The organism is Anaeromicrobium sediminis, assembly GCF_002270055.1.
GTDB classification, from domain to species: domain Bacteria; phylum Bacillota; class Clostridia; order Peptostreptococcales; family Thermotaleaceae; genus Anaeromicrobium; species Anaeromicrobium sediminis.
On record NZ_NIBG01000008.1, the window covers coordinates 41800 to 64244 of the forward strand.

General features: G+C 32.4%; 20 protein-coding genes. 7 read left to right on the plus strand and 13 right to left on the minus strand.

Translation table 11 applies throughout. From position 1 onward, the window contains the following. Nucleotides 1-49: 49 nt before the first annotated feature. Nucleotides 50-3769: a phosphoribosylformylglycinamidine synthase gene (locus CCE28_RS10450; RefSeq protein ID WP_095133656.1), complete on the minus strand. Its 3720-nt coding sequence runs from the start codon at nucleotides 3767-3769 to the stop codon at nucleotides 50-52. Between the two features lie 145 nt (nucleotides 3770-3914). On the opposite strand from CCE28_RS10450, the gene CCE28_RS10455 reads away from it, so the two are divergent. Next, nucleotides 3915-4811, plus strand: a complete 897-nt coding sequence (locus CCE28_RS10455) for a LysR family transcriptional regulator (RefSeq protein ID WP_095133657.1) — start codon at nucleotides 3915-3917, stop codon at nucleotides 4809-4811. A gap of 104 nt (nucleotides 4812-4915) precedes the next feature. Here CCE28_RS10455 and CCE28_RS10460 read toward each other — a convergent pair whose 3' ends face one another. Further along, the gene (locus CCE28_RS10460; protein WP_095133658.1) at nucleotides 4916-5587 is read right to left on the minus strand and encodes a CPBP family intramembrane glutamic endopeptidase; all 672 of its coding nucleotides are present in this window, start codon (nucleotides 5585-5587) and stop codon (nucleotides 4916-4918) included. An 8-nt stretch (nucleotides 5588-5595) separates the two neighbouring features. Next, a complete protein-coding gene (locus CCE28_RS10465; RefSeq protein WP_095133659.1) occupies nucleotides 5596-5808 on the minus strand; it encodes a DUF3006 domain-containing protein in 213 nt (70 codons plus the stop codon). A gap of 277 nt (nucleotides 5809-6085) precedes the next feature. Here CCE28_RS10465 and CCE28_RS10470 point away from each other — a divergent pair, with 277 nt between their 5' ends. Genes CCE28_RS10470 through CCE28_RS10480 form a run of 3 tightly spaced genes read left to right on the plus strand, consistent with a single transcriptional unit; the run spans nucleotide 6086 to nucleotide 8755 of the window. After that, the gene (locus CCE28_RS10470) at nucleotides 6086-6841 is read left to right on the plus strand and encodes a DeoR/GlpR family DNA-binding transcription regulator (RefSeq protein WP_095133660.1); all 756 of its coding nucleotides are present in this window, start codon (nucleotides 6086-6088) and stop codon (nucleotides 6839-6841) included. Between the two features lie 37 nt (nucleotides 6842-6878). Continuing rightward, complete coding sequence (locus CCE28_RS10475) at nucleotides 6879-7709, plus strand: class II fructose-bisphosphate aldolase (protein WP_095133661.1); 831 nt, start codon at nucleotides 6879-6881, stop codon at nucleotides 7707-7709. 32 nt (nucleotides 7710-7741) lie between these two features. Next, nucleotides 7742-8755, plus strand: coding sequence for a Gfo/Idh/MocA family oxidoreductase (locus CCE28_RS10480; protein ID WP_095133662.1), 1014 nt, complete (start codon nucleotides 7742-7744; stop codon nucleotides 8753-8755). Nucleotides 8756-8848: 93 nt separating this feature from the next. Here CCE28_RS10480 and CCE28_RS10485 read toward each other — a convergent pair whose 3' ends face one another. The 6 genes from CCE28_RS10485 to CCE28_RS10510 form a co-directional block, all read right to left on the minus strand. After that, nucleotides 8849-9679 carry a class II fructose-bisphosphate aldolase gene (locus tag CCE28_RS10485; protein ID WP_095133663.1) on the minus strand — a complete coding sequence of 277 codons (831 nt, stop codon included), beginning with the start codon at nucleotides 9677-9679 and terminating at the stop codon, nucleotides 8849-8851. Nucleotides 9680-9691: 12 nt separating this feature from the next. After that, nucleotides 9692-10687: a 5-dehydro-2-deoxygluconokinase gene (gene iolC / locus CCE28_RS10490; protein ID WP_095133664.1), complete on the minus strand. Its 996-nt coding sequence runs from the start codon at nucleotides 10685-10687 to the stop codon at nucleotides 9692-9694. 175 nt (nucleotides 10688-10862) lie between these two features. Then, on the minus strand, nucleotides 10863-11762 hold the full coding sequence (gene iolE, locus CCE28_RS10495; RefSeq protein ID WP_095133665.1) for a myo-inosose-2 dehydratase: 900 nt from the start codon (nucleotides 11760-11762) through the stop codon (nucleotides 10863-10865). A gap of 17 nt (nucleotides 11763-11779) precedes the next feature. Then, nucleotides 11780-13636: a 3D-(3,5/4)-trihydroxycyclohexane-1,2-dione acylhydrolase (decyclizing) gene (gene iolD, locus CCE28_RS10500; RefSeq protein WP_095133666.1), complete on the minus strand. Its 1857-nt coding sequence runs from the start codon at nucleotides 13634-13636 to the stop codon at nucleotides 11780-11782. A gap of 291 nt (nucleotides 13637-13927) precedes the next feature. Beyond that, complete coding sequence (locus CCE28_RS10505) at nucleotides 13928-14695, minus strand: SDR family NAD(P)-dependent oxidoreductase (protein WP_095133667.1); 768 nt, start codon at nucleotides 14693-14695, stop codon at nucleotides 13928-13930. A 257-nt stretch (nucleotides 14696-14952) separates the two neighbouring features. Further along, the gene (locus CCE28_RS10510) at nucleotides 14953-15756 is read right to left on the minus strand and encodes a 5-deoxy-glucuronate isomerase (RefSeq protein WP_242972961.1); all 804 of its coding nucleotides are present in this window, start codon (nucleotides 15754-15756) and stop codon (nucleotides 14953-14955) included. Nucleotides 15757-16235: 479 nt separating this feature from the next. Between CCE28_RS10510 and CCE28_RS10515 the strand changes: the two genes are divergently transcribed. The 3 genes from CCE28_RS10515 to CCE28_RS22230 all read left to right on the plus strand — a co-directional run bounded on the left by CCE28_RS10515 (nucleotide 16236) and on the right by CCE28_RS22230 (nucleotide 18689). Then, complete coding sequence (locus CCE28_RS10515; protein ID WP_095133668.1) at nucleotides 16236-17159, plus strand: sugar phosphate isomerase/epimerase family protein; 924 nt, start codon at nucleotides 16236-16238, stop codon at nucleotides 17157-17159. A 49-nt stretch (nucleotides 17160-17208) separates the two neighbouring features. Next, nucleotides 17209-18381 carry a Gfo/Idh/MocA family protein gene (locus tag CCE28_RS10520; protein ID WP_095133669.1) on the plus strand — a complete coding sequence of 391 codons (1173 nt, stop codon included), beginning with the start codon at nucleotides 17209-17211 and terminating at the stop codon, nucleotides 18379-18381. Nucleotides 18382-18527: 146 nt separating this feature from the next. Then, the gene (locus tag CCE28_RS22230) at nucleotides 18528-18689 is read left to right on the plus strand and encodes a hypothetical protein (protein WP_176461768.1); all 162 of its coding nucleotides are present in this window, start codon (nucleotides 18528-18530) and stop codon (nucleotides 18687-18689) included. 502 nt (nucleotides 18690-19191) lie between these two features. Here CCE28_RS22230 and CCE28_RS10525 read toward each other — a convergent pair. The 4 genes from CCE28_RS10525 to CCE28_RS10540 form a co-directional block, all read right to left on the minus strand. After that, on the minus strand, nucleotides 19192-19965 hold the full coding sequence (locus CCE28_RS10525; RefSeq protein WP_207652885.1) for an alpha/beta hydrolase family protein: 774 nt from the start codon (nucleotides 19963-19965) through the stop codon (nucleotides 19192-19194). Nucleotides 19966-20175: 210 nt separating this feature from the next. Then, nucleotides 20176-21048, minus strand: a complete 873-nt coding sequence (locus tag CCE28_RS10530) for an alpha/beta hydrolase (RefSeq protein WP_095133671.1) — start codon at nucleotides 21046-21048, stop codon at nucleotides 20176-20178. A 52-nt stretch (nucleotides 21049-21100) separates the two neighbouring features. Beyond that, complete coding sequence (locus tag CCE28_RS10535; protein WP_095133672.1) at nucleotides 21101-21499, minus strand: hypothetical protein; 399 nt, start codon at nucleotides 21497-21499, stop codon at nucleotides 21101-21103. Nucleotides 21500-21513: 14 nt separating this feature from the next. Continuing rightward, nucleotides 21514-22386: an alpha/beta hydrolase gene (locus CCE28_RS10540; RefSeq protein ID WP_095133673.1), complete on the minus strand. Its 873-nt coding sequence runs from the start codon at nucleotides 22384-22386 to the stop codon at nucleotides 21514-21516. Between the last annotated feature and the right edge of the window lie 59 nt (nucleotides 22387-22445).

Below are 22445 nucleotides of genomic sequence, written 5' to 3' on the forward strand. Positions count from 1 at the left end.
GGGGACTATTTTAGCTTATTTATATCTTAATTTATGGGATGGCTATAATTTAAAGGAAATATTCTACTCCATTTTTGAATATATCTTCGTATTGTTCTTCTTCCACATTTATAGCAGTATTATTTCTCATTCTTTCACTATGGGCCATTTTACCAAGAATACGACCATCTGCACTAGTTATACCTTCTATGGCATACATGGATCCATTTGGATTATATTCTATATCATAAGTAGGATTATGATCTAAATCCACATATTGAGTTGCAACTTGGCCATTTTCAATTAATTTCTCTATTAGTTTCTCACTACCTATGAATCTACCTTCTCCATGGGATATGGCTATATTGTGTGTATCTCCCACATTAAAGGAGCTATACCATGGTGATTTATTAGATACTACTTTAGTTTTTACTATTTTAGACATATGTCTTCCTATATTATTGTAGGTTAATGTCACATCATCTTCCTCTATTGTTCTAATTTCTCCATATGGAAGTAATCCTAATTTTATTAGGGCTTGGAAACCATTACATATACCTAACATAAGACCATCTTTATTTTTTAGCATATTCATTAAACTATTGCTTATTTTAGGATTTCTAAATACAGTACTTATAAACTTACCTGAACCATCAGGCTCATCCCCTGCACTAAATCCTCCTGGAATCATGATTATTTGTGATTGCTCTATTTCATTAGCTAATTTGTCTATAGATTCCTTTATATAATTTGGATTCAAATTATTAAATACAAAGGATTCTACTTGAGCTCCAGCCTTTTTAAATGCATTCATACTCTCATATTCACAATTTGTTCCTGGGAATACAGGTACTAAAACCCTAGGCTTTGCAATTTTTATTCTAGATTTTTTCTTTTTATCAGATACATATTCTATATTCTTCATCTCACCATTTGCTTTTTCATCTACAGGAAATACTTTTCTCAGTGGTTTTTCCCAAGTTTCAATAAGAGAATCTACACTTACAGATTCACCATTCACATGTACCATTTCATCTTCTGTAGTCGTTCCTATTATTTTGTAATTATATCCCTCAAATAACTCCCCTACATTATAATCCTTATCTATTTCTAATAAGATGTTTCCATAGCTTACTTCAAATCCATCTTTCAGTACGTCATCATTAAATTGGATACCTATTTTATTTCCAAAACACATCTTAAGGGCACTTATTATGCTTCCACCATTTTTAACACTAGCCATAGATAATATTTTCTTTTCTTCATTTAATTCAGATATTTTTTCAAAGTTTTTCTTTAGCTCGTCAAAATCTGGAATATTATTCTCATTAACATTAGTTCTTAACTCCACAAGGGTAGAACCCATTTTTTTCATTTCCGCTGAAACAACTTTTTCTATGTCCATAGTATTTACAGCAAAGGTTATTAAAGTAGGTGGTACATGGATTTCATTAAAAGATCCTGACATGCTATCCTTTCCACCAATAGAACCTATACCAAATTCCTTTTGAGCTTTATAGGCTCCAAGTAAACAACTAAATGGTTTTCCCCAATTTTTGGGATCTTCACCTAGTTTCATGAAGTACTCTTGCATACTAAGTCTTACTTTTTTATAATCTCCACCTAGTGCCACAATTCTAGTTAGGGCTTCTATTACAGAGTATATTCCACCATGATATGGACTTTGTCTACATATATTAGGATTATATCCATAGGACATAATAGATGCAGTACCACATTCTCCATCATATACTGGAATTTTAAATGCCATACCTTCTTGAGGTGTTAATTGATATTTTCCTCCAAGTGGCATTAATATACTATTTCCACCTACAGTGGAATCAAACTTTTCTATTAATCCTCTTTTTGAGCACACATTTAAACTCTTAAGCTTATCCACTATGCCATCTATAGTAACTGGATTTTCCACCTTTTCAAAAACTTCCGGTGATTCAATTGATATATTAGTATTTCCCCTTACTCCATTAGTATCTAAGAATGAACGGGCCATATCTAGAACTACCCTATCCTTATTCTTCATTCTTATTCTACCAGTATCAGTTATGTGAGCTACTATAGTAGCTTCCACATTTTCTTCTATACTATAGGAAATAAATTCATCCACATTTTCCTTATCTAATACTAGGGCCATTCTCTCTTGAGACTCTGATATGGCAAGTTCTAGAGAATTTAGTCCCTCATACTTCTTAGGTATTCTATCTAAATATATATCTAAACTATCACTTAACTCGCCAATGGCAACACTTACTCCACCAGCTCCAAAGTCATTACACTTTTTAATTAATCTACTAGCCTTTTCATTTCTAAAAAGTCTTTGTATTTTTCTCTCCATTGGAGCATTTCCCTTTTGTACTTCTGCTCCACATAACTCTATGGATTGTATGTCATGAGCCTTTGATGAACCTGTAGCTCCACCACAACCATCACGACCAGTTCTTCCTCCTACTAAAAGGACCACATCTCCCTCTTTAGGCTCTAATCTTACTACATTTTCCTTTTTATTAGCTGCAATTACTGCTCCTACTTCCATTCTCTTTGCTAAGTATCCTTCATCATATACTTCATCAACAAAGCCTGTAGGTACGCCTATTTGATTCCCATAGGAACTATATCCATTGGCAGCTTCCGTAGTGATTTTTATTTGTGGTAACTTTCCTTCTAAAGTATCCTTTATATCTACTGTAGGATCTCCACTACCAGTAATTCTCATAGCTCCATACACATAACTTCTTCCTGATAGAGGGTCTCTTATAGCTCCACCTAAACAAGTGGATGCACCACCAAAGGGTTCTATTTCTGTTGGATGATTGTGAGTTTCATTTTTAAACATTACTAACCACTTTTCTACCCTGTCATCCACTTTTACATCTACTTCTATACTTGCTGCATTTATTTCAGAACTTTCCTCTAAGTCATTTAGCATTCCATCATATCTTAATTCTTTCATATTTATTTGAGCCAAATCCATAAGACTTATTGGCTTTTTATTATTTATTCTATCTCTAGATTGAAGGTATTCCTTTAAAGTAGTCTCTATTTCTTCTTTATAGTGTCCTTCATCTATTTGAATTTTCTTTATTTCTGTTAAAAAAGTAGTATGTCTACAATGATCTGACCAATAAGTATCTATAACTTTTAATTCTACTATAGTAGGATTTCTTTTTTCTTCATCTTTAAAATACCTTTGACAAAATAGTAAATCCTGAAACTTCATGGCAAATCCAATTTGATTATAATAGGATTTTAATTCTTCTTCATTCATATCTATAAAATCTTTTACTATAATATCTTCATCTTCGTTTACAGTATTTTCTTCCATTATATATGTGTTTAAATCCATCTCTCTGGAATCTACTTCATTAATTAAATGATTTTTTATTTTATTTTTTTGATCTTCATTTAATTTACCCTCAATTATTATTACTCTTCCCGTGTGTACATTTATATTTTCTTCCTTTATAAGTTTTACACATTGAATAGAAAAATCTTTTCTTTGATCATATTGTCCTGGTAAATATTCTATTCCAAATGCAAAATCCTCTTCAGCTTTAGAAAATTTTTCCTCATATAAACAATCTACAGGTGCTTCTGCAAATATGGTATATTTTGCTTTTTCATAGGTTTCTTCACTTATATTTTCTATAACATATCTATTTAAAACTCGTACATTCTCTACTTCTTCCATGTTTAAATTTTCTTTTAAATCCCTATATATACCTTTAGCTGCTACTTGAAATCCCTTTTTCTTTTCAACATAAAGTACTTTCATCTCTTCACCCCACTGTTATATATGAAAATAAATTTTTACTTTTCTTATGCTTTTATTTTATATGGTTTTGTGATATAAATAAAATTAATAGTTTTAATATGTAATATAAGTATCACTAATACTAAAGTTAAAGTGGAGGTTTAATATGAACATTAACTATGATTATTATAAAATTTTCTATCACGTAGCTAAAAATCTATCCTTTTCTAAAAGTGCCAATGAATTATACATTTCTCAATCTGCCGTTAGTCAGTCCATAAAAACATTAGAAGACAAATTGGGAATAAGCTTGTTTCTTCGACATAAACGAAAGATCACATTGACAAAAGAAGGCGAAAAACTCTTTGAGTATATAAAGCCAGCCATAGAAAACATAATAAGTGGAGAAAACTTAGTAAAAAGCATTAAAACCTTAGAATCTGGCCAAATAACCATTGGAGTAAGTGACACTCTATGTAGATATTATTTACTAGATTGTCTAAAAACATTTAATAATTTATATCCTCACATAAAAATAAAGATTATAAATAAGCCTTCTCCTAAAACTATAGAATTGGCCCTGTTAGGTGAGTGTGATTTTAGTATAGTTAATTTAACTGAATCAACTTATATTGATCTAACTATACATATTATAAAAGAATCTAAACTTACTTTTATTGCTTCCCATAAATTTGAGCATTTAAAGGATATATCCTTGTCCTTAGAAGATTTGATTAAATATCCCATATTAATGCTGAGTAAAAATTCTACTACGAGAAAGGTTTTTAATAAGTATTTAGAAAAATCAAATCTACATATAACTCCAGAGTTAGAGTCAGAGAGTATGGGCCTACTTGTAGATTTATGTAAAATAGGCTTAGGCATAAGCTTAGTGTCAGAAGACTCTATATTAAAGGAAAAAAAAGAAGAGATCTTTATGCTAGACATAAAAGAAACTCTTCCTCAAATAAGTATTGCCCTAGTTCATAATAAAAATATTCCCCTATCCCATAGTGCAAATACATTCCTTGATTTAATAAAAAGAAACTATAATACCAGATAATGCTCCCATGGCCATTACAGAAACCACTGTGATGGCTATTATTTTTCTAGTCTTATCTTTTATCATATCTTATCTCTCCTCATCCTTTAATATGTTTATATTTATTAATTCCATAGGATTTTAAATCCAATTAGTATGATACTTATATCTGCCAATATATGAACTATCCAAGAGTTTATGAAATTTTTACTCTTAGTATTTAAATAGTTAAATACTATACCTATTACCATTAAGGATATTATACATAATATTATTAAGTATATATTAAACCAACTCTTTATCATTCCCATATGATAAAGGGCAAATAAGGCACTTGAGTATATGTAGGCCATATACTTATTTCCTTCTTCATATATATTTAAAAATATAAATCCCCTAAAGAAAAACTCTTCTAAAAAGGAATTTACAAATATTATATATAGTCCTATGTATATGAAATTATTCTTATTTACTTTTATTTTATTTAATTGGTCTACTAGATTTTGTGTATCTATATATTTAGCAAATATAATATATCCTATTATTACAATAGTAAATGAACAGAAACCTAGAATCAAGCCCAGTTTTAACCTCTTTAGCTGAAATTTACCTAAGTGCAAACTATTCTTTATGTTTTTCTTTTTTACTATTTTAATATATAAATATGGAATAAGTGTGAATAATACTATTTTACATGTACTTTTCACAAAATAGTTCACATTTAAAATTTGTTCTATTATATACATACTAATACATATAACTAATGATAAATATATGACTTTCTTTGAATTTTTCATGAAGATACCTATTCAAATAAATCTTCCATCATATTTTTTACTTCCTCTTTCAATCTATTAGTTCCTTCTTCATCTACAATAAATTTTCCGTCCTTTACAACTAATACATCCCCCTCTTTAACGGGCTCATTTATTTGATTTTTATTTATTTTAACCATTTCCCTATCTTCTCTTTCCCCTATGACCATATTATCTTCTATTCTATCTACAATAATTTTCATGTGCCTTAGACCTCCTATTTATAACTCTGTAATTTCTTGTAAAGAAATATGTAATACTTCCCTTAATATTAATTATAACTCTTATCCTATATTTTAGTACATAAGAAACAAAAGATATATAGTTCAGATGGCCATACAATAGAAACACAATTTTTCGTAAATAAATAATAAAAAATATTAATTTTTCAAAATAATTGATAAACTTATAGTAATATTTTATAATGGATATAATAGAAATAATTATTTGTTGTATAACCTAACGAAAGGAAGTACCTAAATGATAGCAACCCAAAGATTGGAAAAAATAAAGGAAATACTATTAATAGAAAGAACTGTAGATATTCACAAACTTCGCTCTATTCTTAATGTGAGCGACGTTACCATCCGTAAAGATTTAGCTGAATTGGAAAAGCAAGGCTTTTTAATAAAGACTAGGGGCGGTGCCACACTAGCAGAAGTTTCTACTCAAGAAATCACCCACTCCTCTTCTATTCTCAACTATGATTTGAAAGATTATATTGCTACTATTGCTGCAAATACCATAGAAGATGGAGATACTATTTTTTTAGGTTCTGGTGCTACCTGCTATTTGCTTGCACAAAAATTAAAGCATAAAGATGTAACCATAATCACAAATAATATTAGTGCATTATATGAATTAACCCCTCATTTAAAAAGAGTATTTTTAATTGGTGGAGAGTTACTTTATAGAGAAAATATGATTTCATCCAGTAGTGAGAAGGTGGATGATTATTTTAAAGACATTTATGTGAATAAAGCATTTACCAGTATATCAGGTATTGATCTAATGGCTGGTCTTACTGTAGATCATACCCTAAGTACCTTTGTCTATAAGCAAGTACCTAATATTACAAAATGTTGGACCCTACTTGCAGATCATATGAAATTTAATAAAATAGCACTTTTTCAAGTAGGCACTATAGAGACTCCAGATCGAATTATTACTAACCAAATTGATGATATTTATAAAAATGCATTTTTAGAAAAGGGTGTAGAAGTCATTACAGAATAATGGCTTCTTTGTTTTATTAATATTAAGGAGGTCTATTATGTTAACAAATTTACGTGAAATCCTAAAGGATGCTATGAATAACAACTATATTATTCCTGGTTTTAATGTTTTTGGATATGAAGATGCTAGTGCAGTCATTAAAGCAGGAGAAAAGATGAATGCTCCTATTGTATTATTAACCCATAAAGCAGCAAGGAAATATATGCCCATATCATATACAGCTCCTCTTTTTAAAGCAATGGCCGAGAAAGCTAGTATTCCCGTATGTCTTCAATTAGAACATGCAAAAGACTTTCAAATAATAGAAGAGGCCATAGAACTTGGTTATACCTCAGTAATGTATGATGGTTCTCAACTTCCACTAGAAGAGAATATTAGAAATACAAAAAAAGTAATCCAGCTTGCCCATTCTTTTAATGTGAGTGTTGAAGCTGAAATTGGTTCTGTAGCTTATGAGGATATCTATCAGGACAATGCTTCCATATACACATGTCCTTTAGAGGCTGAACAATTTGTGAACGAAACCAAAGTAGATGCATTGGCCATTGCCATCGGAACAGTCCATAGGCAGCAACAACAAAGTGCCCACATACAATATGAACGACTTAGTGAAATTGAAAAAGTAACGAATACACCCCTAGTACTACATGGTTCTTCTGGTATTTCCCATGAAGATTTGTCAGAATTATCAAAAACTAAAATTTCTAAAGTCAATATTGGTACAGCTCTTCGTACTGCTTTTGGTGATGCTTTAAAAGAAGAGGTGTTAAATGAGGATCATCTCTATAATCGAAAGGATTTATTCAAAGGTCCAATGGAAGCAGTTCAGAAAGTTGTCATGGAAAAGTTATCTGCATTGGGCTTTTAAAAAATATATTTTATTAAAGAGGAGGCTTTTTTATGGAAAAAATAAAGATTGGTATTGTAGGCTTAGGAAAACTTGGTTGGAAGCATGCTGAAAACATTGCTCATAAAATTCCCCATGCTGAATTAATAGCAGCTTGTAGTGCAACAGAAGAAAAAATAGAAAAAGCTAAGAAAGAATTAGGTATTACATATGGATATACTAATTATGAAAAAATGGTTCAAAACCCTGAAATTGATGCCATTGCAATCATATCTCCTTCAAAATATCATTACGAGCATATTGAATTAGCTTTAAAGAATGGAAAACATATTTTTTGCGAAAAGCCCTTAGCATTAACCTTAGAGGAATGTGAAAAAATCGAAAAATTAGTTAAAGAATATCCACATCTTTATTTTATGCTTGGATTCATGAGAAGATTTGATGAATCTTATGCCTATGCAAAACAAAAGATTGATGAAGGTCTTATTGGTAAGCCATTTATGATAAGATGTTATGGGCTAGATCCTATTGATCTAGTAGATGTTGCCATTCCCTTTGCAAAAACAAGTGGTGGTCTATATCTAGATATGATGATTCACGATATTGATTTAGCTCGTTGGTATCTCCAATCTGAAGGAAAAACAGCTTATGCCCTTGGTGGATGTTATGTTCGTGATGAGTTTGCACAATATAATGACATTGATAATGGTGTAGCTCTTATAGAGTTTGACAATGGGAGTATTGGCATGTTTTATGCAGGTAGAACCTGTGCCCATGGTTATCATATAGAAACAGAAATTATAGGAACAAAAGGAAGTTTACGAATTGGTACAACTCCTGATAAAAATATGACATCTATTTTTAATGAAAATGGTGTAGTTAAAGAATGTTGTTCTAGCTTTTTAGAGCGATTTGAACAAGCTTACTTCAATGAAGTAAATTACTTTATCAATTGTTTAATCCATAAAGAAAGACCATCTGTAAAAGTTTCCGATGGCGTTCTTTCAACTAAAATTGCTTATGCGTGCCAAAAGTCTTTAGATGAAAAATCTATTATTACCATATAAATATAAAGGGTTGTTGATTATAATCAACAACCCTCTACTTTATTCTTAATAAATAAGTTTTTATATTGACCTTGTCTATAACAAATATTTATTTTAAAATCCCAATAGCTTCAATTTATTATATGCGGCCTCTTCTACTGCATCAATAGTGCTCTTTAATAATTCAAGTCGATCAAAGGCATTTGGTTTTCTTTCCATTTCTTCTCTTAAAGTACTACCAAAAGCCATTCTAAGAGCTGTTCCAATATTTACTTTACCTATTCTATAGGTAATGAGTTTTTTCATGTCTTCATCTAATATTCCTGTAGAACCATGGACAACAATTGGTGCAGGTACAACTTCTTGGATCTCTTTTAGTAAATCATACTGAATAGTTGCCCCTTGTTTTTCCATTCTATGAACATTTCCAATAGATACGGCTAAAATATCTACACCAGTCTCCCTTGCAAATATTTCTGCTTCCTCTGGCTTTGTATATACTCCCTTTATTTTTATATTTGGATCACTATATCCTACAGAGCCAATTTCAGCTTCAACACTTATATCTAATGCCTTTGCTAACTTTACAACTTCCTTAGTATTTCTTATATTTTCTTCAAGGGGAAGCTGAGAACCATCATACATAACAGAAGTATATCCTGCTTTAATAGCGCGGGCGATTAATTCATAACTTTTAGCATGATCAAGATGTATGCATACGGGAACTTTTGCATTTCTTGCCAACCTACAAAATAAGTCTGCATAAAACTCTAAAGGCATATAATCTACTGCATCCTTATTACTCATAAGAATAACTGGTGCATTTAATTTTTCAGCCGCTCTAATAACAGCTGAAGCGTCCTCATATCCAAATACATTAAATCCTGCAACGGCACAATTTTTATCAGCTGCTTGTTGGGTAATTTCTCTTAGACTCACTAACATATGACAATCCCCCTATTCTTTTTTTGCTGTAGCAATAAAATCCTCAATTTGACCTACTGTAGGCATTGATGCAGAACAACTATTTGTAGTAATAACAATAGAAGCTGAAGCAGCTCCAAATTCCATGGCTTTAGCTATATTAAAATCATTTATTAAACCATAAATAAGTGCTCCTGCATAAGAATCTCCTGCTCCGAAAGTTTTAAGTGGTACAACAGGGAATACAACCCCTTTAACCTTATCGCCCTCATCTGTATATGCATAGGACCCTTCTTTTCCATGCTTGATGATTACAATCTTTGCATTATAGTCAAACCAATGTTTAGCCGTCACAAAATCATCCTTAGTTTCAGGACTTGTTAAATGTTCTATAGTATCAAACTCTTCCCTTGTGCCTATTATGACGTCACTTTTTTCAGCGGCTAAACTATAATAGACAGCAGTTTCTGCTTCTGATTTCCATGTATATGGACGATAATCTATATCAAAAAATACTACTACACCATGCTTTCTTGCATATTCTAAAGCTACAAACACAGCTTCCCTTGAAGGACTTGCTGCAAGGGCTGTTCCTGAAATTAATATGGCTTTTGATTTTTTTATATATTCTTCTGATATATCCTCTGGTTCTATTTTTAAATCTACTGCATTATTTCTATACATGATTAAACTACACTCAGATGGAGATTTCACTTCTGTAAACGCAAGGCCAGTCTTCGCTCCTGATTTATCTACTACAATACCATTTGTGTCTATGTTATTTTCTTTTAAATAGTTTGTAATATATGTTCCAAATTGATCATCTGCAACTCTTCCTATGAATCCTGTTTTAAGATCTAATCTAGATGTGGCAACTGCTATATTAGCAGGAGAACCTCCCACATATCTTGTAAAGGTTATACTCTCTTCTAAAGGACGATTGATTTCATTTGGATTCAAATCAATTCCAAGTCTTCCAACAGCAATAAGGTCAAGTTCTCTATCTGATTGAAATTTTATATGATTCATTTTTTGTGCCTCCCCTTTAAATCTTACCCTTAATGGAAAGATTCTCGAAAAATCCCTAGAAAAGATATTATCTCTTCTATCATCTCCATATAACGGACCATAGAGTTGTTAGGATTTTTGAGAACCTTACTTATATTGTTTATCTCATTTCTTTATGCACTTTTACCTTGATGTTTTATATACCAGTTTTTTCTTGGATGAATTTTCTTGCTTTAATAGCATATTCTAGTGGATCTGCCTTTGCTGGATCTTGTTCTGCTTCAATAACAATCCATCCCTCATAGTTATTTTCACCTAATATTTTAAATACTCCGTCCCAATCTACCATGTCTCCATCTCCAGGAACTGTGAAAATACCTTCTTTTACACCTTGTAAGAAACTTAAATCTTCTTTTTTCACTCTTTCTAATACTTCACTTCTAACATCTTTAAAGTGTACGTGTCTTACTCTCTTAACATATTTTTCAAGTAGTGCTACTGAATCTTCCCCTGCAAAAGTTGCATGACCTGTATCAAATAGAAGTGGAACTAATTGTGGATCTGTCATATCCATAAGTCTATCTAATTCATCTAAAGATTGAATACCTGTACCCATATGATAATGGTAAGCAATTTCCATATCCTTTTCCTTTGCAAGTCTTCCTAATTCTTCAAGACCCCTTGCAATCTTTTCAAATTGTTCATCAGTTAAAATTGGAGCCTTTTTAAATAGAGGTACATCTTCATATCCTTGAATACTTACGCCCACTTCTGCTAAACCTATCACTTTAGCACCTAATGCATGTAAAAAGTCTCTATGCTTTTTAAAGTTTTCTATTGTTTCTTCCATTGGTTTTGTAGTAAACTCACAGCTAAACCAAGCATTACAAATTCTCATTCCTCTAATATCTAATGCCTTTTTTAATGTATCTAAATCCTTTGGATACTTGTTTCCAATCTCACTTCCTGTAAATCCTGCTAATGCCATTTCACTTAAACATTGTTGATAAGTTAATTCTCCACCTAATTCAGGAAGATCATCATTTGTCCAGTTTATAGGTGCACATCCAAAATGTAATTTTTCTTTATTAAACATATTCTTTTTCCCCCTTATTAATATGGTCTACACTTAGTAACCATTTCCTTCATATTTACTGCAGCCATCTCTACTCTCTTATCTTCAGCAACTTGTGCTGTTCCAACTCTCCAAAATGTTTCATAGGCACCAGTCATAGTTCCTGGTAATACTTTTATTTCTATCAATGTAGAAATTGTGTCCTTCTTAGAAGCCTCGATTGCTTCTTTTAATTCTTCTAACGTGCTTACTCTATAAGCTTTTGCACCATAACCCTCTGCAATAGTTGCATAGCTTACAGGTATATAAGACCCATTTAATGTATTATCTTCTCTATATCTAAACTCTGTTCCAAAGGTATTAATTCCCTGAGATCTTTGTAAGTTGTGAATACATTGATGTCCATTATTATCAAATAATAATATATTGATCTTTTTACCTTCTTGCAGACTCGTATGTAGATCCGAGTGACCCATCATGAATCCACCGTCTCCTACAAATGTGTATACTTCTCTTTCTGGTTCTGCAATTTTTGCACCAAGTGCACCAGAAACTTCATAACCCATACAAGAGAAACCATATTCAAGATGATAAGTATCAGCAACAGTTGGTCTCCATACCCTTTCTAAGTCTGAAGGTAAACTTCCTGATGCAGAAACAATGATTGCATCTTCATCTAATAATTTGTTAAGCTCAGCTAATACTCTTGTTTGTGAAAGACCTTCTTCTAATTCAATATTTTCAAATCTTTCCCATTCCTTATTCCACTCTTCTTTTGCTTCCTGGATTTCAGTAGTATAAGCAGATTCATATCCTTTTTCTTCTAATGCTTTCTTTATAGTAGCTAAAGCATCCTTAGCATCTGCCACAACACTCATGGACTCCATTTTTGTTGCATCCATTGCATTTACATTTATAGAAAGAATCTGAACGTCTTTATTTTGATATGCAAATTTTGAAGAAGTAACAAAGTCATTTAACCTTGTTCCAACAGCTATAATCAAATCTGCGTCCTTTGCAATTAAGTTTGCAGCAAGTGTTCCACAAACACCACCGCCACCTAAATTCATTTCATGCTCCCATGAAATTGTTCCTTTTCCTGCTTGTGTTTCAGAAAATGGAATATTAAACTTTTCTGCAAAAGCCTTTAATTCTTCACCAGCTCCACTGTAGCGCACCCCTCCACCGCAGATCATCATAGGCTTTTTCTTACTAGTAATTAATTCTACTGCTCTATTTAATGCATTTTCAGTAATTCTTCTACGCTCTATATAATGTACTCTCTTTTTAAAGAATTCTACTGGATAGTCATAGCTTTCTCCTTGTACATCCTGTGGTAGTGATAATGTAACAGTTCCTGTTTCTGCTGGATCAGTAAGGACTCTCATGGCATTAATAGCTGCTGTCATTAATTGTTCCGGTCTTGAAATTCTATCCCAATACTTACTAACAGGTTTGAAAGCATCACTAGCTGTCACATTATAATCTGTAGCATCTTCTACCTGTTGTAGAACTGGGTCTGGCTGTCTACAAGCATATGAATCTGATGGTAATAGTAATAGTGGAATACGGTTTACTGTTGCTGTTCCTGCAGCAGTTACCATGTTTAATGATCCAGGTCCTATTGATGCAGTACATGCAAAAATTTCTTTTCTATTTTTTTGTTTTGCATAAGCCATAGCTACATGGGCAATCTCTTGTTCATTTTTTCCTTGATAAAAAACCATCTCATTTTTATACTGGTCAAGGGCTTGGCCTAATCCAACTACATTACCGTGTCCAAATATTCCAGTTACCCCTTTAACAAATTTGTTTTCTTTTCCATCTACAGATACATATTGATTGTTTAAAAACTTAACCAGTGCTTGTGCCATTGTTAGTCTAACAGTTTGCATATTCAGTTCTCCTCCCTTTACCATTCCCTACATGATCCAAACTCGTTCAGCCTACTAAATAAGCTTTTGCTTTTTATATTTATCTTTCTCATGTACGAAATATTCTTTATTTATTATTTTGTTTAGTTTCGTTTTTTTATTATTATTTTTTATTTCTTCGTTTTAATTTTATAGTTTTTCTTTTTCTTTTGCAATATATTTTTTATATTTTTTTGATTTATTTTTTATTTTTAAATTTTCATTATATTTCTATTTCATATTATACAAATTTCTGATTCATTCACTTATCTTTTAAAATCCTATACTTACACCACCATCAACAGGTAGTATTACGCCATTTACAAATTGTCCAGCTTTAGAGCAAAGATATACTGCTGCCCATCCAATATCTGCAGGCTCTCCAAATTTGCCCATAGGTGTACGTCCTAAAATCTTATCTTTTCTTCCATCATCTCCATCTAGTGCTTTATGTAACATAGGCGTTTCAATCCAACCTGGAGCAATGGCATTTACTCGAATCCCATCACATGAAATTTCAGCTGCCAATGAACGTACCATTCCTAAATATGCTGATTTAGCAGCTGCATAGGATATTACATAAGGTATTCCAAAAATAGATGCCATGGAAGCCGTAAATAAAATATTTCCCTTTCCTATCTTTTTCATGGAAGGTATTATAGCTCTAGTTAGGGCAAAGGCTCCTAAAACATGTACATTGAGGATCTTTTCAAAATCTTCATCTGTTATATTTTCAATAGGCTTTTTCACATGTACCCCTGCATTATTTACTAATATTGTAATTTCTCCAATGTTCTCTCTAATTTCTCCTATAAAATCATTTGCCTTATCCGTATAGGTCACATCAAATTGTCGATATAGTGCCTTTTCTCCAAGCCTTTCACATGCCTCTTTTAACTTTTCCTCGTCCCGGCCCACAATGATTACATCTGCTCCTGCTGCAATAAAACATTGTGCCATTGCAAAACCAATACCAGTACCGCCCCCTGTGATAACAGCCCTTTCTCCCTCTAAACTAAACATTTTTCTATAATCTAACATGCTCTCATCTCCTGTCTATACTTTCCTATAGATAATCAACTTAAGTACTTGATGTATCTACTAATGTTTTTATTAATAATCATATTTTTTAAGTTAGCGGTTAGCAGTTAACAAGCATATAAACCTTTATACTAAATTTCTGCTAACAGCTAACTGCATACTGCTAACCAGTGTAAACCTAAGTTTAAACTGACAAATCTATAATAAAAAAACTACAGGATTTTAACTTTTTCCTGTAGTTTTCATATGATTTTTTTCTATTTTTCTGGCCAAATTTTTGCATTTGGATCTAATAACCATTCATGTTCTGGAATAGTTATAGGTTTAATATAAGGATTATCCTCAAGATGTGGAATAGTCCATATACAATACATGGCATATCCAGGAGCTGTAACGTGTGGATGTGTTGTACCACCTGCTAATTTCACTGCATCATTATGTTTTACTTTTACTACGTCATCTCCAACTTCTAAGAAGCCATATCCATTTTCAGGGAAAAACTTATAAAAATAAATCTCTGGTTGTGCATGATAATGCGGTGTAAATCCACCCCATTTTCCTGGGTAGCAAATTATTTCCCCTAATACAATATTAGAATCTTCATTAATAGATTTATCAATAATAGTCTTTACAACTCTTGTATTCGTTTCATTCATAGTACCAGTTCCTCTAGTTTCTACCCTAACATCTCCAGGCTTATAGAAAACTGATGGGAATTTCTTTGGATTATATTTCTTTTGTACAGATATTTCTGCCTCTCCATCTCCTGTAATCTTTACATCGACTCCAGCTGGTACATGTAAACACCATGGGTCTTCATCAAAACATGATCCACGCTTAGCTTCTACTTTATTTCCTTCCCACTCAAAGGTTACTTCTCCGAAAATAAGTAAGTAAGCTCTCTCCTTATCTTCATTGCTAACCTCTACATCACCTTTTTTCATCTTTAAAATACCATAATCCATTAACATATCACTATTTTTTCCATCTTGTTCCGTATAGCAGTTATAACCATATTCTAATTTTCCTGGTCTCATTCTTAACTCTTCTTTTCTTCCCATTTTACTTCCTCCTTGTATTTGCTGTAGGCAAGTACTCTATAAGTTTAAATATTCCTATTATCTACATTGTATTAATATTCAAAAAACTAATCAAACCGCCTAATAAAAGGTTATTATGATTTTTAATAAAGCTAGAATCCAATTCCTTTAATTTCCTTTCATTATCTTTTATTTTCTTTTTCTTTTATATTATTTTTAAAAATAATCTCTTTAAAACAATACATTAAAATAAATAATCATAACCAAAAATAACAAAAAGCAAATTTTCGTAACCTTTTTTCTTGACTGGAAAGTATATATAAATTAAAATAATTATAAAATCAGTAAATTACCTTTTAAAACGTTTTTTAGCTCTAAAATCTACTTTGTGAAAAGGTTTTCAAGACAAAAGAGAATGAACTTATCGTACTAGAATAAGAGTTTTAAAAAACACAGTAAATTAAAAATCAGTTAACTTTTCTATAAAAGGAGAGGATGTTATGAGTTTTAAAATAGGAAGTGCTCCTTGCTCCTGGGGAGTTGAGGATGCAAATGATCCCCATAATCCAGCTTGGGAAAAAGTTTTGGATGAAGCCTCCCAGGCAGGTTATAAAGGTTTAGAACTTGGGCCTTATGGATATTTACCTCAGGATGTTGAGCTACTTCAAAATGCCTTGGCACAAAGGGATTTGCAAATAGTTGCAGGAACCCTATATGATGATTTAGTTTCTCCTGAAAATTTTCAGAATATAATTTCAAAAACTCATGTTACATGTAAGTTAATATCAAAACTTCCAAAGGCATCACAGGTAGACGGTCAGAGTTATGCCACACCTTATCTTGTAATAATTGATCAGGTGAATAAAGTACGTAGTCCTTTTGCAGGACACCCTGATAAGGCACCAAGATTATCTACTGATGATTGGAATCAGATGATGAAACATATTCGTGAGATTGGAAAGATTACATCAGAAGAATATGGCATTCGCTCTGTAGTCCATCCTCACGCAGGAGGCTATATAGAATATGCAGACGAAACCATTCGTCTTTTAAATGATATTCCTTCTGAAGTAGCTGGACTTTGTTTAGATACAGGACATCTATATTATGCTTGTATGGATCCAGTGCAGTGGTTAAAAAAATATGCAGATCGTTTAGATTATGTTCATTTTAAAGATATAGATATAGCAGTTTATAAAAATGTTATTAATCGCCAAATTGGCTTTTTTGAAGCCTGTAAAGAAAATGTTATGTGTCCTATTGGAAAGGGAATCATTGACTATGAAGCAATTCATAAGACTCTCCATGAAATAAAATATAAAGGATGGATTACCATTGAGCAAGAAAGAGATCCAAGGGATGCAGATGGTAGTCTTGCTGATGTTAGGGAAAGTTTAAAATATCTAGAAAAGATAGGATATTAATATTATTAAAAATACATAAAAACAATACTAGTTTATAGGAGGATCCATTATGTTTAACGAAGAAAGAAGATTTGAACAACCTATTCGATGGGCAATGGTTGGCGGTGGCCGTGGGAGCCAAATAGGCTATATTCATCGTGCTGCAGCAGCAAGGGACAATTTATTTCAATTAGTCGCTGGTGCCTTTGATATTAACCCAGAACGTTGTATAGACTTTGGTAAAAATTTAGGAGTTGATCCTTCCCGCTGCTATTCAGATTATAAAGTAATGTTTGAAGAAGAAGCAAAGCGTGAAGATGGAATTGAAGCCGTTTCAATTGCTACTCCAAATAAATTTCATTATGAAATGTGTAAAGCTGCATTAGAAGCAGGCCTTCATGTAATCTGCGAAAAGCCACTTTGCTTCACTGTAGAAGAAGCAGAAGAATTAAAAGCCATAGCTGAAAGTAAAAATAGAGTAATAGGTGTAACCTATGGATATACAGGTTATCAAATGGTACATCAAGCACGCAAAATGATTGAAAATGGTGATCTTGGGGAAATTAGAATTATCAATATGCAATTTGCCCATGGATGGCATTCTACTGAAGTAGAAGCAAATGACCCAGGTACAAAATGGCGTGTAAGTCCTGAAGTATCAGGTCCTACTTATGTACTTGGTGATATTGGTACACATGCTTTATACCTAGCAGAAGTAATGGTTCCTGATTTAGAAATTAAAGAACTGATGTGTACACGTCAAAGCTTTATTGAGAGCCGTACTCCTTTAGAAGATAATGCCTTCGTATTAATGCACTTTGAAGGAGGTGCTGTAGGTAACCTTTGGGCATCTGCAGTAAACGCTGGTGCAATACATGAACAGAAAATCCGTGTAGTTGGTTCTAAAGCATCTATCGAGTGGTGGGATGAACATCCAAATCAACTTGTTTATGAAGTACAAGGTGAGCCAAAGCGTCTTTTAGACCGTGGACATGGCTACCTTTATAAGGATGACCCAGCAGTTGCTGCTGATCGTATTGGTTGCGGCCATGCAGAAGGTTTATTTGAATCTTGGGCAAATCTATATCATCGATTCGCTCTAGCAATGAACGCTACAAGCAAAGGAGAAACTCTTGATCACCTTTGGTTCCCTGGAATTAAAGCTGGTATTGATGGAGTTAGATTCCTAGAAAAATGTGTTGAGTCTGCCGATAACGGTGCTAAATGGGTTGATTATAAATAATTAATAAATCCCCTAATAATTGTCTTATAGATAATTATTAGGGGATTTTAGAGTTCTTAACCTTATATTAGGACACACCTATATATATTCTTACATACTATAATGTGAAACATATGAATATTAACTATGTAAGGAGATGTAATTTTATGAATCTAGAGTATATTTGCATTAGAAAACTAGAATGTGGAGATGAATATATATTTTTAGTTAGAGTAAAACGTGGTTCTTCTGAAGCTGAAATCCATGCCAGTGAAGAAACTGCAAATTTCCTAAATGAAATTCTTGGTGTTCCTTTTTGTGAAGAATAGATGAGATAAGATAAAGCGAAATGCCTATAACCTTTTATTTACAAAGGTTATAGGCATTTTATCATTTATTCCCACTCGACTGCTAGAATATGACTCCTGTTAGCTTACAGTGTTTTCAATAGTTTCAGTTATCCATATTATTACTATTATCCTCATTTAATATCTTTTTTACACTCAATGGATTCAAAAGACAGTCACGACACTTTTCAATGATGATAAAAAACTCAACTAATTTTCAAATATCTACTTATGTTATTCGAATTATAATCCTATTTCTCTTTTTACATCTACCATTTAAATTTGTGTTCGGTTTAGAATCTTGACTTCTAAATTCTCTTTTAATTTCTGAAACTAGATCATCTACTTCCTTATCAAAAAATAGATTAAGAAAAATGCCAAAACATTTCATTTTGTACTGGCATTAAATATAAAAAATAAAATCAGGTAATTTCACTTAAGAGACTACCTGATTTATTTTGTAATATCTAATTACACGCTTAAACTACTTCATATGTGCGTTAAACCACTCAATCATTTCTTCTGGTTTTTCAGAGAAGTAAGTATAACCATGAAATCTCATTGGTGTGCCTTCTACCCACACTAATTTTTTATCTTCAGTTCCTAGATTTGCATAGATGTTCTCCATATCAAATGGTTTTGTCATTAAATCTTCCTTCACTTGAAGAAGTAATGTTGGTATTTTTACTAAATGAGCAATTTTAGGCATATCATATCGATCTACACCGAATCCTGTTTGTTCTCTTAGTGCCTTATCATATGCTTCTATCGCTACATCATACATCTCTGGTGACATTCCTGCACCATCAACCATTCTTTGAATCATTGGTTCACCTGATAATGGTTGTGCCGCTACTAATGCTTCCACACTTTCGAAAGCTTCAGGCATTTTTTCCAAAGCAATAAATGTTGCTTCTGCGCCCATGCAATTGCTTTGTAGTGATATTCTATAATCCTTAGTATCTTCTCTATTTCTAATATAATTAATAGAACCAACTACATCTTGCCACTCATAAGCACCAACTGTTGATATCCCATCATTTGCTTCCTGACTGGTTCCATGATTACGCATATCATATGTCAATACATTATATCCGGCATCATGCAAAGCTTTATATTTAGGAATAAAATTAACCTCGAAACCACCACTTGTATTATATTCATCTAAATGTCCTGGATAACCATACCTATTACCTGGTGAGAAGTGATTACAGATAATCACCTTATTCGATTCAGCAGGTATAAACCATGCATCCAACTCTACTCCGTCAAGTGCTGTAATTTTAACATCTTCATAATCCAAACCTTCATCTTCAGGTGTACGAAGAATAGGTGATCTTCTAGCATGAACTAATGCCGAAACAACTTGATTCATCATATTTTGTAATTCACTCATTTTTATCTCCTTCTCTATTTTTATTCTAAATGATGTTAAGAAACTAAGTTCCTTAGCATCTTACACATCCATTTACATATATTTGTTAAAAAAATCAACAAACTCCTGAGGTTTTGAACCGACATAATCATAAGCAGCAGCTCTTTTTTTCTCAAGATCTGCCCATACCATTTTCTTCTCAGTAGGAATAGTTTCATAGTATTTTTTCACTGAGTTCATATTTGTCCATGGATCATTACTATTTTGAAAAACCATGACTGGTACATGTACTTTTTTAAGATTCTCATATGGAGTTGCATAGAACTCCTTTCCACCACGGTTTAAGTTCGCCTTATTGGCTCTATTGACTAAAAATTTAGGCATTCCCATTCCTTCTAAAAAATCTCCATAATTCAAAGGTTGAACAGATACATAAGCTTTAATATTTTTATAATTCTCTAATCCATCTTTAATACCAAAAGCTAAGGAAGTAGCATTTGTACCCATGCAGATGCTAAATAATCCAATTGATGCATCTTTATAATCAGGGTGATTGGAAATAAATTCAACAGCTGCAATTACATCCCTTGCTTCCTCAACACCTCCTGTAACATAAGGTAGTTCAGCTTTACCACTTTTACCATGATTACGAAAATCATACATTAGTATCGAATACCCTTGATTAGCAAAATGTTTAGCTTGTCTTAAGAACGTAATATCTTCATCCCATAACTTTACACCGCTTTTCCCTTTGGGTGTATAACCAGCTCTACTACACTGGCTTGCAAAATGCTGTTGTAAAATCACTTTATTTTTACCTGGATTGATAATCCAACCACTAAGTTCCACGCCATCTTCAGCAGTGAAAGTAACATCTTCATACTTAAGATTATAATTATCAGGTGAATCAAACACAGGAGAATCACCTGGTACAGTTACCATATTAGCAATAAATTTTCCTATCATTTTACATCCTTTCTAGAAAACTTTCTCTGGTTATTTAAACCAGAATTACTTTCTATCTTAATAAAAACGCCTTTACTTCATCGTTAAACTCACTGTTAAAGGCTTTTGACCATTTTTCAATACCATTACTTTTAGAGATTCTATTGATCTGCATTGTAGTGATAACACTATTCGTTAGTGTCGCCATCTTTTTAACAGGTAAGTTTGCAGTGTTTTCACTTCCACCTTCCCATAATTCATTAATTTCCTTCGACCAAGCACCTTTTGCTTGGCGATTATTAATTAATAGTGCTTTGGTCGATCTATCTTCCATAGCAAATCGAAGTAATTCTGCAATTGCTTGACCTTCTTCTAAACTTACTCTAAAACTATCATGTTTTATAAAAAAGATTTCCCCCTCTTTCCAGTAAGTCGTCGTTCTAGGTAACTTGTTATCAAATGTATTAGCCATTTTCATATCTCCTTTTATTTCATGTACTTGTCAAAGAATTTTGATAATGTTTCAGGTTGCTTTCCAATGTAATCATAAGATGCCGCTCTACTCTTCTCTAAATCGACCCATAGCATTTCTTTTTCCGTATTTAATGCTTCAAAATAATTCTCTACAAACTGTTTGTTAGCCCATGGATCGTTTGTATTTTGGATGACCATTGTAGGCATATCAATTTTATTGACATCGGGTAAGAATGATTTTTGATTTAAATCAAAACCTAAACGTTTTGTGGTCTCTACATTTACTCTCTTAGCAATAAAATTTGGGATACCCATAGCTTTTACGAAATCTGGATAAATCAAGGGCTGTACAGCAACCATTGCAGATATTTTGCCTTGCTCTATTAATCCATTTCCAAACGCATAAGTCGTAGAAGCTGCACCCATACATATACTGAGTAGACCTATTTTTGCATTCGTATAAACTGGATGTGTACTAATATAGTTAACAGCAGCAGCCACATCTTTTGCTTCTTCTGGTCCCCACGATACCCATGGTCTTTCACTTATTCCACTATCACCATGATTTCTAAAATCATACATTAATACTGAATAACCTTGATCCACTAAATGCTTGGCTTGATTTAAAAAATGAATATCTTCTTTCCACATCTTAATCATGCCTTTACCCACTGGGGTATAACCTGATCTACTACTTTGTACACCAAAATGTGATTGAATAATGACTCTTTCACTACCACCTTTTATTAACCATCCAGATAATTCAACACCATCTTTTGCTTTAAATGTTACATCTTCATGGTCAAGTCCAAAATCAGATGGTTTATCAAATACAGGTGATGCACCAGGTTTTATCATCATATCAGCAACATATTTCGTTAACATATTATCCCTCCGTTCTCGTTCTTTATTTATACATTAATCATACAAAATCTCTTTAGTTG